The 14,513-nt window shown below is 55.4% G+C and carries 14 protein-coding genes; 8 read left to right on the top strand and 6 right to left on the bottom strand.

Annotated elements, in window-relative coordinates; all coding sequences use genetic code 11:
• Positions 1 to 94: 94 nt before the first annotated feature.
• Genes BQ8290_RS08305 through BQ8290_RS08295 form a run of 3 tightly spaced genes read right to left on the bottom strand, consistent with a single transcriptional unit; the run spans position 95 to position 3,068 of the window.
• Positions 95 to 1,675 carry a GMC family oxidoreductase N-terminal domain-containing protein gene (locus BQ8290_RS08305; RefSeq protein WP_108789228.1) on the bottom strand — a complete coding sequence of 527 codons (1,581 nt, stop codon included), beginning with the start codon at positions 1,673 to 1,675 and terminating at the stop codon, positions 95 to 97.
• Positions 1,676 to 1,699: 24 nt separating this feature from the next.
• Positions 1,700 to 2,659 carry a sterol desaturase family protein gene (locus BQ8290_RS08300; RefSeq protein WP_108792151.1) on the bottom strand — a complete coding sequence of 320 codons (960 nt, stop codon included), beginning with the start codon at positions 2,657 to 2,659 and terminating at the stop codon, positions 1,700 to 1,702.
• A gap of 10 nt (positions 2,660 to 2,669) precedes the next feature.
• Complete coding sequence (locus BQ8290_RS08295; protein ID WP_108789226.1) at positions 2,670 to 3,068, bottom strand: hypothetical protein; 399 nt, start codon at positions 3,066 to 3,068, stop codon at positions 2,670 to 2,672.
• 86 nt (positions 3,069 to 3,154) lie between these two features.
• On the opposite strand from BQ8290_RS08295, the gene BQ8290_RS08290 reads away from it, so the two are divergent.
• Positions 3,155 to 4,612 (top strand): amidohydrolase, encoded by a 1,458-nt coding sequence (locus tag BQ8290_RS08290; protein ID WP_108789224.1) that lies wholly within the window; start codon positions 3,155 to 3,157, stop codon positions 4,610 to 4,612.
• Positions 4,613 to 4,654: 42 nt separating this feature from the next.
• On the opposite strand, the gene BQ8290_RS08285 is transcribed toward BQ8290_RS08290, so the two are convergent.
• Positions 4,655 to 5,086 (bottom strand): TIGR01244 family sulfur transferase, encoded by a 432-nt coding sequence (locus BQ8290_RS08285; RefSeq protein ID WP_108789222.1) that lies wholly within the window; start codon positions 5,084 to 5,086, stop codon positions 4,655 to 4,657.
• 280 nt (positions 5,087 to 5,366) lie between these two features.
• Here BQ8290_RS08285 and BQ8290_RS08280 point away from each other — a divergent pair, with 280 nt between their 5' ends.
• The 7 genes from BQ8290_RS08280 to BQ8290_RS08250 all read left to right on the top strand — a co-directional run bounded on the left by BQ8290_RS08280 (position 5,367) and on the right by BQ8290_RS08250 (position 12,377).
• A complete protein-coding gene (locus tag BQ8290_RS08280) occupies positions 5,367 to 6,149 on the top strand; it encodes a cold shock domain-containing protein (RefSeq protein ID WP_108789220.1) in 783 nt (260 codons plus the stop codon).
• Between the two features lie 189 nt (positions 6,150 to 6,338).
• The gene (locus BQ8290_RS08275) at positions 6,339 to 7,538 is read left to right on the top strand and encodes an acetylornithine transaminase (RefSeq protein WP_108789218.1); all 1,200 of its coding nucleotides are present in this window, start codon (positions 6,339 to 6,341) and stop codon (positions 7,536 to 7,538) included.
• On the top strand, positions 7,538 to 8,482 hold the full coding sequence (gene argF, locus BQ8290_RS08270; protein ID WP_108789216.1) for an ornithine carbamoyltransferase: 945 nt from the start codon (positions 7,538 to 7,540) through the stop codon (positions 8,480 to 8,482). The genes BQ8290_RS08275 and argF overlap by 1 nt, the downstream gene beginning before the upstream one ends.
• Before the next feature lie 65 nt (positions 8,483 to 8,547).
• On the top strand, positions 8,548 to 9,444 hold the full coding sequence (gene hslO / locus BQ8290_RS08265; RefSeq protein ID WP_108789214.1) for an Hsp33 family molecular chaperone HslO: 897 nt from the start codon (positions 8,548 to 8,550) through the stop codon (positions 9,442 to 9,444).
• A gap of 85 nt (positions 9,445 to 9,529) precedes the next feature.
• Positions 9,530 to 9,952 carry a hypothetical protein gene (locus BQ8290_RS08260; protein ID WP_108789212.1) on the top strand — a complete coding sequence of 141 codons (423 nt, stop codon included), beginning with the start codon at positions 9,530 to 9,532 and terminating at the stop codon, positions 9,950 to 9,952.
• A gap of 50 nt (positions 9,953 to 10,002) precedes the next feature.
• Complete coding sequence (gene queC / locus BQ8290_RS08255) at positions 10,003 to 10,701, top strand: 7-cyano-7-deazaguanine synthase QueC (RefSeq protein WP_108789210.1); 699 nt, start codon at positions 10,003 to 10,005, stop codon at positions 10,699 to 10,701.
• 56 nt (positions 10,702 to 10,757) lie between these two features.
• Positions 10,758 to 12,377 carry an MFS transporter gene (locus BQ8290_RS08250; protein ID WP_337661227.1) on the top strand — a complete coding sequence of 540 codons (1,620 nt, stop codon included), beginning with the start codon at positions 10,758 to 10,760 and terminating at the stop codon, positions 12,375 to 12,377.
• 308 nt (positions 12,378 to 12,685) lie between these two features.
• On the opposite strand, the gene BQ8290_RS08245 is transcribed toward BQ8290_RS08250, so the two are convergent.
• Positions 12,686 to 13,837, bottom strand: coding sequence for an OmpA family protein (locus BQ8290_RS08245; RefSeq protein ID WP_337661226.1), 1,152 nt, complete (start codon positions 13,835 to 13,837; stop codon positions 12,686 to 12,688).
• 203 nt (positions 13,838 to 14,040) lie between these two features.
• Positions 14,041 to 14,502, bottom strand: coding sequence for a DUF2793 domain-containing protein (locus BQ8290_RS08240; protein WP_337661225.1), 462 nt, complete (start codon positions 14,500 to 14,502; stop codon positions 14,041 to 14,043).
• Between the last annotated feature and the right edge of the window lie 11 nt (positions 14,503 to 14,513).

The raw sequence follows: 14,513 nt of genomic DNA, 5'->3' as shown, positions 1-14,513 counted from the left end.
AAAGTGTCGCGAGCATGACCATTCGTCCGCAGCGATGCGGTCCTAAGGCGAAAGATAAAAGTCGAGGCCAACCGCATAGCGGTCAGCCGTGAATTCAAGCGTTCAAGATGAAGTCTGCACAGCGTTCACCGATCATAATGCTCGGAGCGTTTGTGTTCCCACTCACGATCTTTGGCATGATGCTCGCATCGGCGATCCAAAGCCCGTCAAGCCCGTTCACTTTCAGCTTTGGATCCACGATTGCCTCTGCATCGGACCCCATGCGACATGTGCCAACCGGGTGATAGACTGTGTCCGCACGGTTGCGGATCAATTCATCCAATGCGGCGTCGTCTTGAAGGTTTACTGGGTGCCGATCGGTTGGTTCATACACTTGCATCGGCGGCGCATCGGCAATCCTGTGCGACAACCGGATGCCTTCCCGCAAAGCCGCAATGTCGCGATCATCGTCTAGGAAATTTGGATCAATCACCGGCGCCGAGGCCGCATCCTTAGAACCCAGACGGACGGAGCCTTTGCTTTCAGGGCGCAGAACACAGGCATGCATTGAAAAGCCATACCCTTTGACGTTTTCTCGCCCGTGATCCTCAAGAACCGCGGGAACGAAATGCCATTGAATGTCTGGTGCGGGCGCGTCGTCCATGACGGTCCAAAATCCACCAGCTTCGGCGTAACACGTTGTCATGGCGCCGGTGCGTTTGCGGCGGTGTTCCACAATCGCTGCCGCCATTTTGAGCGTCCCTTTCAACGTTCCGCCAATTGGCACATCGCTTTTTGTGGACCAGCCGGAGACATAGTCGATGTGATCTTGAAGGTTCGCACCGACTTCTTTCCGGTCAAGCACGACATCGATGCCTTGCGATTTCAAATGTTCCGCTGGCCCGATCCCTGAAAGCATCAATATTTGCGGTGAATTGAACGCACCCGCAGAAAGTATCACTCCACGGCGGGCATAGAGCATTTCCGATGACTTGCCGCGGCGCACCATCACACCGGTGACGCGACCTTGTTCAACCACCAATTTTTCAACCAATGTGTCCGTGCGGACGGCAAAGTTACCTTGATTGCGGATCGGTTCAACATATCCGCGCGCTGCGGACCACCGTTCGCCGTCGCGCTGTGTCACTTGATAAAGACCAAAACCGTCTTGTTGTTCGCCGTTAAAATCGTTGTTGGTGCGCAATTGCAATTCGGCGGCGGCTTCGACGAAAGCATGGCTGGTTGGATTGGGCGATCTTTGGTTTGATACGAACAGAGGACCGCCCGCACCGTGATAATCATCCGCGCCGCGTTCATTGGATTCGCATTGTTTGAACCAAGGTAACACGTCATCATACGACCAACCGTCGCAACCCATGTCGGCCCAGTTGTCGTAATCCCATTTGTTTCCGCGAATATAGACCATGGCGTTGATCGCTGATGATCCGCCCAACCCTTTACCGCGCGGCTGGTATCCTACGCGACCATTCAATCCCTTTTGCGGAACCGTATCGAATTGATAGTTCGACGAATTGCGAATGAAGGGCATAAAACCCGGCGTCTTGATCAAGAGGTTATCGTTGCGACCGCCCGCTTCGATTAGGCACACGCGTTGGGTCCCGTCGACGGCAAGCCGCCCCGCCGCTGCGCTGCCGCCGCTGCCCCCACCAATGACGATGTAGTCAAAACTTTCCATGATCTCTCCTCTTAACCGGAGAGACTACGCAGCTTCGCCTTTTGCTGCAATCGAGTTTCGCGGTGCAACCGAATCTGAGGCGGTTTTCTCACCCTCTATCCGTTTTCGCCAATTGGCCCGGATTGTATCCGATGTTTCCCGACTGCCATCGTGTGTCCAACCAGGCTCCCTGAGTAGATAAGAGAGTTTGTGCCGCCACGGGCTGCGCCAAATATCGCCGATCATTCCGATCCATTCATGGAATACGGCCCAAAGGATGTTGAAGCTGCCCAATTGTTTGACGATGCCATAGCGGATCTGTTCATCATCACGCTCTGCCTCAAACGTGCCAAACATTTTGTCCCATGTGATGAAGACCCCGGCGTAGTTCCGATCCAAATAGCGTGGATTGGTCGCATGGTGAACGCGATGATGGCTTGGTGTGTTCATCACTGCTTCGAACCACTTGGGCATCCGGTCGATGGCTTCGGTGTGAATCCAAAATTGATAGACCAAATTCACGCCACCACAAATCGCTACCATCCCTGGGTGAAATCCAACCAAGACCAACGGCAAAGCAAAGAGCAGGCCGAACGTAAACGCGCCGGTCCAACTTTGGCGCAGAGCCGTTGATAGGTTATAGTGCTGGCTGGAGTGATGGTTCACGTGGCTCGCCCACATCCACCGAATGCGGTGCCCGGCGCGGTGGACCCAGTAATATTTGAGATCATCCAAGACAAAGCACAGCGGCCATGCCCACCAAACGGTCCACCATTCGGCGCCTAAGTCGAAAATGCGATACTCATAAGCGCCTGCAAACACCGCGACCGCGAAAAACCCAAACATTGCCCCGGCGACCGTTGATCCGAGACCGAACCCCAAGCTGACTAAAGTGTCCATCGGTTCATACTTTTCCGGCGCGCGCAGGCGCGACCAGAACATCTCAGCTAAAACCGCCAGAACAAAGAACGGCACAGCGTATTGGGTGGGTGAAAAATCAGGCATGGTGATCGCGCTATAACCGGTTGATTGCATCAGCCCAAGATGCAGCATCGTTTAGCGTCAATCGAACAGCCCCAAACCGAGCTTCACCCGAATCAACGACCAAGCCATCGACTTCCTCTCGCACGCTTGCCGTTTTCGTCAGAACGCGGCCCGCAAATTGGTTGCCATGCCGCTTGATGAGCATGATCCGGCCATCCGCCTCTTTGGCTAAGGCGGCGGTTTTGTCGCGGGTGATCGAAACGCGAACCGATTTAAAGCCGTCTTCGACCTCATTTGCGGCGGTTTGAACAGCGGCATCGTCTTGTAACACCGCGTTGCCGCCCAATCCCATCGCCCGTGCCAGAGCGACCAGAGCAAGGATCGCGATCAGTGATACGCCGAACTGCAGCAGAAGCGGGGTTAGGTTCATCAAGCTATGTCCTTACGGCAACAGGAGGGGATGAAGGATTGGCATAGCGGTTCAATTGCGGCAAGCAGGGGCGCAAGGAGAAACCCATGAAATTGCCTGTTAAGCCGATTGTTGTCGCTGCCCTTGGTGCTTTGATGTTGGGGGCTGCCTCAACCACCGCTCCTTTGTCGGCGGACGATCACACAGCACCCAGTCCGATCGCGGCGGTCGATGCCCAAGCCGATCGAACTGCACGCGTGGCTCAGGCGCTTTGGGAATACGCTGAACTTGGCTATTTGGAGACTCGATCCAGCGGTTTGATGCAGGCCGAATTGGAAGGCGAAGGTTTTCGCGTCCAAACCGGAATTGCCGATATCCCCACGGCATTTGTTGCCGAATGGGGCGAAGGCGGCCCGGTCATCGCCATTTTGGCGGAGATGGACGCATTGCCGGGAATCAATCAATCGGGTGCGGCCACGCGCGATCCCGTTGAAGGTAAGGGCGCAGGCCATGCATGCGGTCACAACTTGTTCGGGGCTGGATCATTAACCGCAGCCATCGCTGTTAAAGAATGGCTGGAAGCAACTGGCACGCCAGGTCGCATCCGAATTTACGGCACACCCGCCGAAGAAGGCGGCTCTGGCAAAGTTTACATGACCCGCGCTGGCATGTTTGATGATGTTGACGTCGCGATCCATTGGCATGCATCCGATACAAACAGCGCGTCGGCGCGCACGACCCTTGCCAATCGGTCGGCTAAATTTCGGTTTGGAGGGGTGTCAGCCCATGCCGCAGGTGCACCAGAACGCGGTCGCAGCGCGCTTGATGGGGCGGAAGCCATGAACATGATGGCCAACATGATGCACGAACACATGCCGCAAGATGCGCGCATGCATTATGTCATCACCAGCGGCGGCAACGCTCCCAATGTCGTTCCCGATTTTGCCGAAGTCTTCTATTATGTTCGGCACCCTGATCCGGATGGCGTTGATCAGATTTGGGCCAGATTGGAAGACGCCGCACGTGGCGCCGCTTTGGGCACCGGAACCGACGTTGAGTGGGAGGTTATTCACGGCAATAACCCATTGCTGGTCAACCAAACATTGGCTCGCGCGATGCACGCCAACCTCGAATTGGTCGGCGGGGTCGATTACTCGCCAGAAGAATTAGAATGGGCGCAAGAACTGCAGCAATCTTTGGGCGATGCGGCCAAGCCTTTGTCGAGCGCTGCAGAAATCGAACCCTACGGCACCAGCCTTGGATACGGTTCTACCGATGTGGGTGATGTTTCTTGGGCCACACCTACAGTGGGTGTGACCACCGCTGCTTGGGTCCCCGGGACCAGTGCACACAGTTGGCAAGCGGTTGCCGCAAGTGGGCACTCGATCGGTCATAAGGGGACGCAAGTTGCGGCCAAGGCGATGGCATTGATGGCGGTGGAATTGTTCACCAATCCTGAAATGCGCGCCGCTGCGCGGGCTGAGTTCGATGCTGCGCGTGGTGACGATTATGTCTACCGCTCATTGCTTGGTGATCGCGAACCGCCGCTCGATTACCGCCGCTAAGGTCGAAGCCATGGTCCAATCCTCAGTGCAGGCATCTGCAATTTAGCGGGCTGCGAGCATATCCAACATTGGGCGCACCGGGGTCACGTCGTATCCGGCGGCCATTGCCGATTTGGCGATGTCATCGGGGGCGACACCGGATTTCGCCTGAGCAAGAGCCCATAGCAATGTAGACCGCGTTCCCGACCGACAATAGGCGAGAACGGTGCCCCCTGCGTTGTCCAGAGCGCGAATCATATCGTCCACTTGTACTTCGCTAAATCCCGAATGCCCGATTGGGATCGCCACGTAATCCAACCCAGCCGCCTTTGCGGCTGCCTCGATCGCGTCGCTCTGAGGCGCAGATGGTTCTTCGCCATCGGGCCGATTGTTCACAATCAATGAGACGCCAGCTTCCTTGGCAGCTGCTATGTCGTCAATTGTGATTTGCGGACTCGCCAGAACGGTGGAGGTAAGTTCTCTAAAATCGCTCATTGGGTCCTGCCCTTGTTGTGTGAGGAGCGAAATCCATGCCTTTCAAACGCCGTCTTCGCAAGCGTATCCTCCTCGCGCATTGTGATCGAAAATGTCACAGTTTTTCATGTTGACGCTGCAATCCGTGAATTTATTCGCCAGCCGGGCCATTGTACGCTATGTCAGCGCCTACGAAGATGGACTCGGCTTTCCGATAGGCCATCTGCGTCTGGTGCGACTCGTTGCCCTCGCCACCAGCGCATTAACGGATCGGGCGGCGTGATAGGGTACGTAATAAGTTATGGGTTACGACAGGGGACGTCGGCGCGGCCGGGACAAGCGCGACGGTTTCGGCGAGGATAGCTTTGATCCTTTTGGTGGTGGTGGAGACGGGTTCTCCCCGCCAAGTGACTACGGAAATGATCGCGGCGGTGGCAACCGTTACGGCGGCGGAGGCGGTGGTGATCGCTTCGGCGGCGGCGATCGTCATGGCGGCGGTGACCGCTTTGGCGGTGGCGGTCCCCGTGGTGGTGGCGATGGCGGTCCACGCGGCGGCGGCGGTGGCGGCGGTGGCGGCGGTTTTAACCGCATGCCCGCTCAGGTTGTCGGCACCGGCAAAGGCACTGTAAAATTCTTCAATGGTCAAAAAGGCTTTGGCTTCATCCAACAAGAAACTGGCGGCGAGGATGTGTTTGTTCACATCAGCGCGGTTGAACGCGCGGGACTTGAAGGATTGGCAGAAGGCCAAGAGCTTGAATTCAATCTGGTCGATCGCGGTGGCAAAGTCTCCGCACAGGATCTTCAGGTTGTTGGAGATGTGATCGCTGCGCCAGCCGCAGAAGGTCCTCCCAAGCGTGAGCTGACCGGAGAGAAAGCAACAGGAACAGTTAAGTTCTTCAATTCCATGAAGGGCTTTGGTTTCCTCGTGCGCGATGATGGCCAACCGGATGCGTTTGTTCACATCAGTGCGGTCGAACGCTCTGGCCTGTCGGCTATCAACGAAGGCGAACGTTTTCAGTTCGACCTCGAAGTTGACCGACGCGGCAAGCACTCAGCGGTCAATTTGGTGCCTGTTCAGGAATAATTTCCACGCACCATCAGCCGCTTAATCGTCAATGAGAGCGGCCTTTAGTGAATTGCGATGGCGGCTCTTTTCCAAAAGGGCCGCCATTTGCTTTCCTGCGCACTAAACCCGCATTATAGGACAGCATCATAAGCAGGCGGCGCCAACAGCGCCGACCTTGTTCATATTTTTGAAGTTGGGAAAAATTCTATGTCGATATCACCATTAATGCCTGTTTATCCGCGTTGTGGAGTGCGGCCTGTGCGTGGGGAACATTGCCATCTGATCGACGAAGATGGCACGCGTTACCTCGATTTTGCGAGCGGCATTGCGGTGAATCTGCTTGGGCATTCGCACCAAGGCTTGATCGGCGCGATCCAAGAACAAGCCGCCCAATTGATGCATGTCTCGAATCTATATGGCAGCCCGCAAGGGGAAAAATTGTCTCAGCAATTGGTGGACAACACCTTTGCCGACACCGTGTTCTTTACCAACTCTGGTGCTGAAGCGGTTGAAGGTGCGATCAAGGCCGCACGGGCCTACCATCAAAATGCGCCCGAAGGCGGCGACAAAAACCGTTTTGAACTCATCACGTTCACAAACGCGTTTCATGGGCGGACAATGGCCACGATCAGCGCATCGAGCCAAACCAAGATGCACCATGGTTTCGCCCCCATGCTCGACGGATTCAAATATTGCGAATTTGACGATCTTGAAGCGGCAAAGGCGTTGATCGGCCCCAACACTGCTGGTTTTCTTGTGGAGCCTATTCAGGGTGAAGGTGGCATCCGTCCCGCTTCGCAGGAATTCATGCAAGGCCTACGAGCGCTGTGTGATGAGCATGATTTGATGCTTGTCCTGGACGAAGTGCAATGCGGTGTTGCGCGCACCGGCAAACTTTACGCGCATGAACATTACGGTATCGATCCCGATATCCTCGCGACCGCAAAAGGGCTCGGCGGCGGGTTCCCAATCGGCGCTGTCCTCGCGACAGAAAAGGCGGCGCGGGGCATGACATTCGGTACGCATGGGTCAACCTATGGAGGCAATCCGCTTGCAATGGCTGCGGGTGGCGCCGTCATGGACGCCGTTGCGAACGACGAATTTCTGGCTGAGGTAACAGAGAAGGGTGAGCGTATTCGCACCCGCCTCGAACAGTTCATCGGCAATTACCCCGATTTGTTTGAACTCGTTCGCGGAAAGGGCTTGATGTTGGGCGTTAAAATGAAGGTCGAAAGCCGACCATTCTTTGTCCATCTGCGCGACAACCATCAATTGCTCACTGTTGCCGCTGGGGATCAAACCCTTCGGGTGATCCCACCTTTGGTCATCGGTGACGCTGAAATTGATGAGTTTTTCGAAAAACTCTCGGCCGGCGCTGCTAGCTTCACCGTGCCTGAGCCAGCGTAATGGGCCTTCCAACGCAACATCGGCACTTCCTCGATCTTAGTGATGCTGGAACGGATGCGATTGCGGGAATGATCGCCGACGCGCTTGACCGCAAATCAGCACGTGCAGAATTCCCGAAAGGGCAAGTGGATGCCGATGCGCCGCTAACGGGACGCGTCCTCGCTTTGGTTTTTGAAAAGAACTCGACCCGAACGCGGGTGAGTTTTGACATGGCCATGCGTCAATTGGGTGGAACGGTTCTTATTCTCGAAGCCGGTTCCAGCCAGCTTGGAAGAGGGGAAAGTATCGCGGATACCGCGCGTGTCCTCAGTCGGATGGTTGATGCGATCATGCTACGAACAGATGATCATGCAAAGATCGAAGAAATGGCGCGCCATGCCAGTGTTCCCGTTATCAACGGCCTCACCGATCGTTCGCATCCGTGTCAGATCGTAGCCGACTTATTGACCGTGATTGAGCATCGCAAACCATTGCCGGGTCTAGAATTCGCATGGTTTGGTGATGGGAACAACGTTCTGCATTCGGTGCTTGAGGCGGCTGGGCTTTTCAAATTCAACGTACGGGTTGCGACTCCATCAGGCTTTGAGCCCGATGCAGAGTTCGTGGAGATTGCTCGCACTGGCGGCGCAAACATTACGTTGACCCATGACGCGGTCTCAGCGGCGAGCGGCGCAGACGTGCTGGTCACAGACACATGGATTTCGATGGGGCAAGACGACGCGGATGAAAAGCGCGCGGCGATGGAGCCATTCCAAGTGAATGCAGGATTGATGTCTAAAGCAAACGATGACGCGGTCTTTTTGCATTGCTTGCCGGCGCATGTCGGCGAAGAGGTGTCAGAGGAGGTTTTCGAGGGTCCGCAGTCGGTCGTTTTCGACGAAGCCGAGAATCGGATCCACGCGCAGAAATCCATTCTTCTTTGGAGTTTTGGGCTGCTCAACTGATGAGTTGAAGAGGTTTTGGCGCGCGGGGGCTTAAAGCTGGCGCGCTGACCACCATATTGTCGACTATGGACACGCAGCCAGAAACATTTGCCGATAAACTTTTGGGCTTCACCTTGCCCAACCGCAATGCGCGTGCGCGCGTTGTGCGGTTGGACGCTGTAATTTCTGAGGTCCTATCGGCACACGATTACCCTCCTCCAGTGACCCATCTGCTGAGCGAGGCGCTCGTGCTGGGCGCTTTGATGGGAGGGTTGTTAAAAGCTGATGGCGATGACGCTCAATTGACCATGCAGGCCCAAACGCAAACTGGAGTCGTGTCACTTTTGGTGTGTGATTACCGGGGGGGCAGTCTTCGGGGCTATGCCGATTTTGATGCCGATCGATTGGCACAACTAGGAGCAAACCCTTCGCTGACTTCGTTGTTCGGAGAAGGGTTTCTGGCGATTACATTCGAGACGGGAACTGGGCAACGCTATCAAGGGATTGTCCCGTTGGAGGGCGAAACACTCGCCGAGGCTTGCGAATCGTACTTTGGTCAATCCGAACAGGTTCCCACAATGATCCGAATGGCTAGCCGATCAAACGGGGCGGAGCGGGTTGCTGCCGGGCTTTTGATCCAGCATCTACCTGATGGCGAGGAAGGTCGAGAACGGCTGCATGTACGCATGGAGCATCCCGATTGGGAACATGTGGCCGCCATGACCAACTCCATCGGCCACGATGAGTTGTTGGACCCTGACCTGTCGTTGGAGGCTATTGCTTGGCGCTTGTTCCACGAAGAGAAAGAAGTGCGGATCCAGCCGGGGGCAGAACTATCGCGTGGATGCCGATGCGATGTCGATTACTACACTTCGGTCGTATCGCGCTTCCCAGAAAGTGAACGCGACGAGATGCGCGGCGATGATGGGCAAATCTCGGTCGATTGCGCCTTCTGTGCAAAGACTTTTGACCTCGCGCTTTAACGCTTAGTCGTCGTTCAGAAACGGCTCATCGCGCAATTGGTAGAATTGCCACAATATTGCGAAAGGTTTCATTGAAAGCAACACCATGACGAAACGTGCGAAAATCTCCCCAATTGGCCTCACAGCCGCCATAGGTATGATTGCCTTGGGAATCGCATTGCCCGCCGCAGCGCAATCCGATGGTCTGTCCATGCTGAGCGGCCTTGTGAAAGGTGAGTGGACCATCAAATACCGGGACGGTTCAGAGGATCAGAAGATCTGTGTTCGCTCAGGCCAAGAGCTGATTCAACTCCGCCATGTTGAAACGGGGTGCAGTCGGTTCGTCGTGGAGGACGCAAGCAATCGTGTGACAGTTCAATATACCTGTCCTGGCAATGGCTATGGCCGCACTGATATTCGCAAAGAAACGGGATCATTGGTCCAGATCGAAAGCCAAGGAATAGCGACCGGATTGCCATTCCAGGTTGCTGCCGAAGCTCGCCGCACGGGCAGTTGCCAGGGCGGTTAAGTCCGATGTGAATTATTGCCAATCGGCGATTGCTCGTTAAGCGGTGTCTCATGATCAACAAGAATACCGATAGAACCAAACCCAAAGCAGTGGTGTTGCTTTCAGGTGGCCTGGACTCGATGGTTACTGCGGCAATCGCAATGGAGCGTGGGTTTGAAGTGCATGCGCTTACAATTGACTATGGTCAGCGACATCGCTTGGAATTGGAATCGGCCCGAGACATTGAGGGTCAGTTGCGTTTGGCCAGCCGCGTTGAAATTGCTCTAGATCTTAGGGCATTCGGAGGATCGGCCCTAACAGATGACATAGAAGTTCCGAAAAGCGGTGTGGGCGATGAGATACCGGTCACCTACGTACCGGCCAGGAATCTCGTTTTTCTCGCACTGACAACGGCTTACGCCGAATCCGCGGGCGCAGCTGACGTGTTCATCGGTGTAAACGCTTTGGACTATTCGGGTTACCCGGATTGTAGGCCAGAGTTCATTGCCAGTTTTGCAGAAACTGCGCGATTGGGAACAAAGGCAGGTGTCGAAGGCGCTGCCTTTTCGATTCACGCCCCGCTGCAACATATGACCAAAGCAGATATCGCAATAGAGTGTCAGCGTCTGGGGCTGGATCCTGCGTGGAGTTGGTCGTGCTACGATCCAACGTCGACCGGCATAGCATGCGGGCAATGTGACTCATGTCGTCTTCGCAAAAAGGGTTTTGCGGAAGCGCAAATTGTCGATAGCACACCGTACGCAGACTAGCGTGATCCACGCTCCACGATATTCGCTTAGGTAGCGACATTGCGAAGGAAATCCGATTGACTGACAACGCCAAAGTTCAGCCTGATCACGTGAATCAGGCGGACGACACTGTACCAGCCTATAGCTGGTATGCGCTCAGCGTTTTGGTGATTGTCTATGTCCTGAATTTCATTGACCGACAGATTCTGTCTATTTTGGCCAATGATATCAAGGCGGACCTTGGTGTTGATGATGCGTATTTGGGTTTCCTTTACGGGACCGCTTTCGCGATTTTCTACGCCTTGTTTGGCATCCCACTGGGTAAGCTGGCGGATAGTTGGAAGCGCGTCCGACTTATGACATTCGGCTTGGCGCTGTGGTCCGCCATGACTGCGGCCTCGGGGTTTGCGCGTGATGCCGGCTCGCTGACCGTTGCACGCATCGGGGTTGGTGTGGGTGAGGCCACCGCTAGCCCTTCTGCTTATTCACTCATTTCCGATTGGTTCCCTGCTCGACTGCGGGCCACGGCTCTCGCGATTTACAGTTCAGGGCTGTATATTGGCGGCGGCATCTCGTTGGCAATTGGTGGCATGGTGGTCGACAATTGGAACGAGGCCTTTCCGCAAGGCGGCCCCCTCGGTCTGGCCGGTTGGCAGGCAGCCTTCATTGCAGTCGGTGTACCAGGTTTGGTGCTGGCAATCTGGGTTTCGACATTGCGCGAACCCATCCGCGGGGCGATCGATGGGATTACGACACCAGAAGATCCGCACCCGTTCCGCGGCTTCGTGCGTGAACTTTATACTGTAATTCCACCGTTCACATTTTTCGGCGCGGCGGGCCGCGGTTTGGGGGCCTTTGTTCTCAATTTGGTTGTTTTTGTCGGAGCGCTCATCTCTGCCTTTGGATTGACCGAATTGCTTGATTCAGGGGCTGGACGAATTTTTGCCCCGATTACTGACCAATGGCTGCTCTTGGCGATCGGATATTACGCAGTGTTCTGTTGGGCGACTGCGTTGCGCCATCGCGATTATCCCACATTCGTTCTGACTTGGGGATCGCCGGCGTTCCTTTGTACTATTCTTGGCTACGGCACAGTCGCATTCATGGCCTATTCCGCGTCATATTGGGGGGCTCCCTATGCGGAGCGCGTGTTTGACGTTTCCAAGGGTGAACTGGGCTTTTGGCTCGGGGGAGGGGGTGCCGCTGGCGGCTTCCTCGGTGTAATATTAGGAGGTCGAATGGCCGACGCCTTGTTCACGCGAATGCAATCTGGCCGTATCTTAGTGGTCTTGTTCGGATTGCTCAGTCCAATTCCCTTTGCGGTGGTCCAATATACGACTGACAGCTTCACGCTCTTCATCATTTTGAATGTCGTAGTCGGCGGTCTTGCGGCTTCAGCGTTGGGAGCCGCAGCCGCGAGCAGCCAGGCGCTCGTTTTGCCGCGAATGCGCGGGACAGCGACTGCGACATTCTTCTTGGCAACGACATTGGTGGGCTTGGCGCTCGGCCCGTACATGGCGGGCTACGTGTCGGCGCAGAATGACGGAGATTTGAGCATCGGCGTGCTTTCCACCCTTTGGATCACGCCTATTGGTCTCGCGCTGCTTATTGCTGCGATCCGTCTTGTCCCCGCTGCGAATGCAAGCGTGCTTGAACGGGCAATTGCGGCCGGTGAATCGCAATCTGAGTTGGGATAGGTTTGAGTTTTGCGAGAGCGGCGCTTTAGGCGCTGCTTCGCAAAGCATAGCCACTCCGTTGTAAGCTGGTTCGTGGCTTTTGGCCTGCCTAGTTTTGTGACTTGGCAGAATGCACCACGCTTGTCGCGGAGATCAACAGCTTAGTCCGATCAATTCGCTAGATGGCAGCTTTGCTCGCAAGGCGTTTTCTCCTTCTTCCTAAGATAAGGCTTCGAAGCCGCGCTATTCGTCTACCTGACTGCGGATTGGGCAACAAAAAAGGGGCTGGATTTCTCCAGCCCCTCTTTCGAATTAGCTTGAAGCTAAACTTACATGCCAGAACCTGGACCGTAAGTGACTTCAACGCGACGGTTCTGCAGTTCGCGAACACCGTCAGCAGTTGGAACGCGTGGTTGCGATTCACCAAATGCTTCGCCGCTGATGCGACCGTCAGGAATACCGCGACCGCTCAAGTAAGAGCGAACCGATGCATTGCGACGCTCAGCAAGAGCCACGTTGTAGCTCACGGTGCCTGAACGGTCAGTGTGACCAGCAAGCATTACGTTAGCTGTCCCGCAGTTCGCATAAGCCGTGACCGCGTTGTCCAAAATCGTCGCAGCGTCAGCCGTGATGACCGATTCATCGAAGTCAAAGAAGACGATGTATGGGCCAGTGTTGCACGGTGGCGGTGGCGGCGGTGGAGGCGGCGGCGGCGGCGGCGGCGGCGGCGGCGGCGGTGGAGGTGGCGGCGGTGGCGGTGGAGGCGGTGGAGGCGGTGGAGCCTCGCCGCCGAAGTTGTAAATAATCGAACCCAAGATTGAGTGTGTGCTCATATCGGTGTCCAGAGGACGACCGAGTGGGTCGATGATTCCAATGTTTTCCGCATTGAAGTAGCGATACTTCAGACCAACATCCCAGCTGTCGCTGATTGGTGCACGCACGCCAGCAAGAAGCTGCCATGCAAGACCAGTGTCGGAATCATCCCAGATGCCAGGGCCGTTTGTGTTCACGCGACCATCAAGGTCAACACGCGCGACACCAACACCAGCACCAGCGAAACCTTGAATGCCGTCATCAGAACCAAAGTCGAACAGACCGTTGATCATGAAGCTGAGAGCGTTCATTTCACCGAGTGCAGGACGGGCATCGTTGAAAACATTAAAACCGCCTGGTGATGTAGGCGATGGGTTAAGAGCGAGACCAGCCGTGCCCGCAGACACTTCTGAGAGCTCAGCTGTGCGGTAGCTTGCTTCGGCTTCGAGGCGGAACGCTCCAAAGTCGTGGCCCACTACTGCACCGAAGTCTCCTCCGGTGTCGTGATCAGCGACGGCATCACTAATATTGCCGTCGACATCAAAAGTGACGTCTTCAACGAGCATCACACCAGCATCGCCCTGGATGTACCATTGACCTTCGCGGGCCATGGCGGGCGTGGTGAGTGCGGTTGAAGCCATCGCCAAACCGATGACGATTTTACGCATTCTAAATTTCCCCTTCTTTAGGTCTGAGGCGCTGCTTCTCTCTAACTTCTCCCTATGTCAGTAGCAAGCGATCAATGCTTAGAACTGTTGCAAGAATGCCGCGATTGGCCGCCACCCTCCCAAAAATTGCGAACTTCGGGGCAAATAGGGACACTTTATGCTTTGCTCATGCTTTGCGCAGTTCATGTGATTCTATGGCTTTTTCACTCTAGATTCGCAAAAATACCAAGAGTTCGGAGCGCCTCGACTAGTTCGGACAGCATGAGTCGCGCCTCAGTATCAATGGTTGCTCCGGTGGTTGGTAAGTTGGGTTCGACGGCTTTTAGCCAACCGGTATCGAAATGCGAAAGCGCGCCATCTTGGCGGTCATATATCGTCATTCCTTGTTGCGGAGCCACAAACTGCCACCCGCCGCCCAAGCGGACTGCAATCTCATCTTCATGACCGGCCCATGCGTCTTCAGCAGGGGCTTTTACTAGATAGCAAAGCCCGTCCGAACTGTCAGTAGGCGGAGATGTTGATGTCTGCTCAACCGCAATTTGGAGAAGAGCATCCACCAAAGAGAATGACTGATTTAGAAAAAACTCCTTTTGCGCTTGTCCTGCGAAAAGCAACGGCAGCGAGAATTTTGGAGTAGAGGACGGAAATGTCACTGGCGTGGCCATGCAGGCTCTCC

Source organism: Erythrobacter sp. Alg231-14 (assembly GCF_900149685.1).
In the GTDB taxonomy this organism is placed as follows: Bacteria; Pseudomonadota; Alphaproteobacteria; order Sphingomonadales; family Sphingomonadaceae; genus Erythrobacter.
The sequence above is the reverse complement of the archived record's forward strand: the minus strand, read 5'-3'. Positions and strand labels throughout refer to the sequence as shown.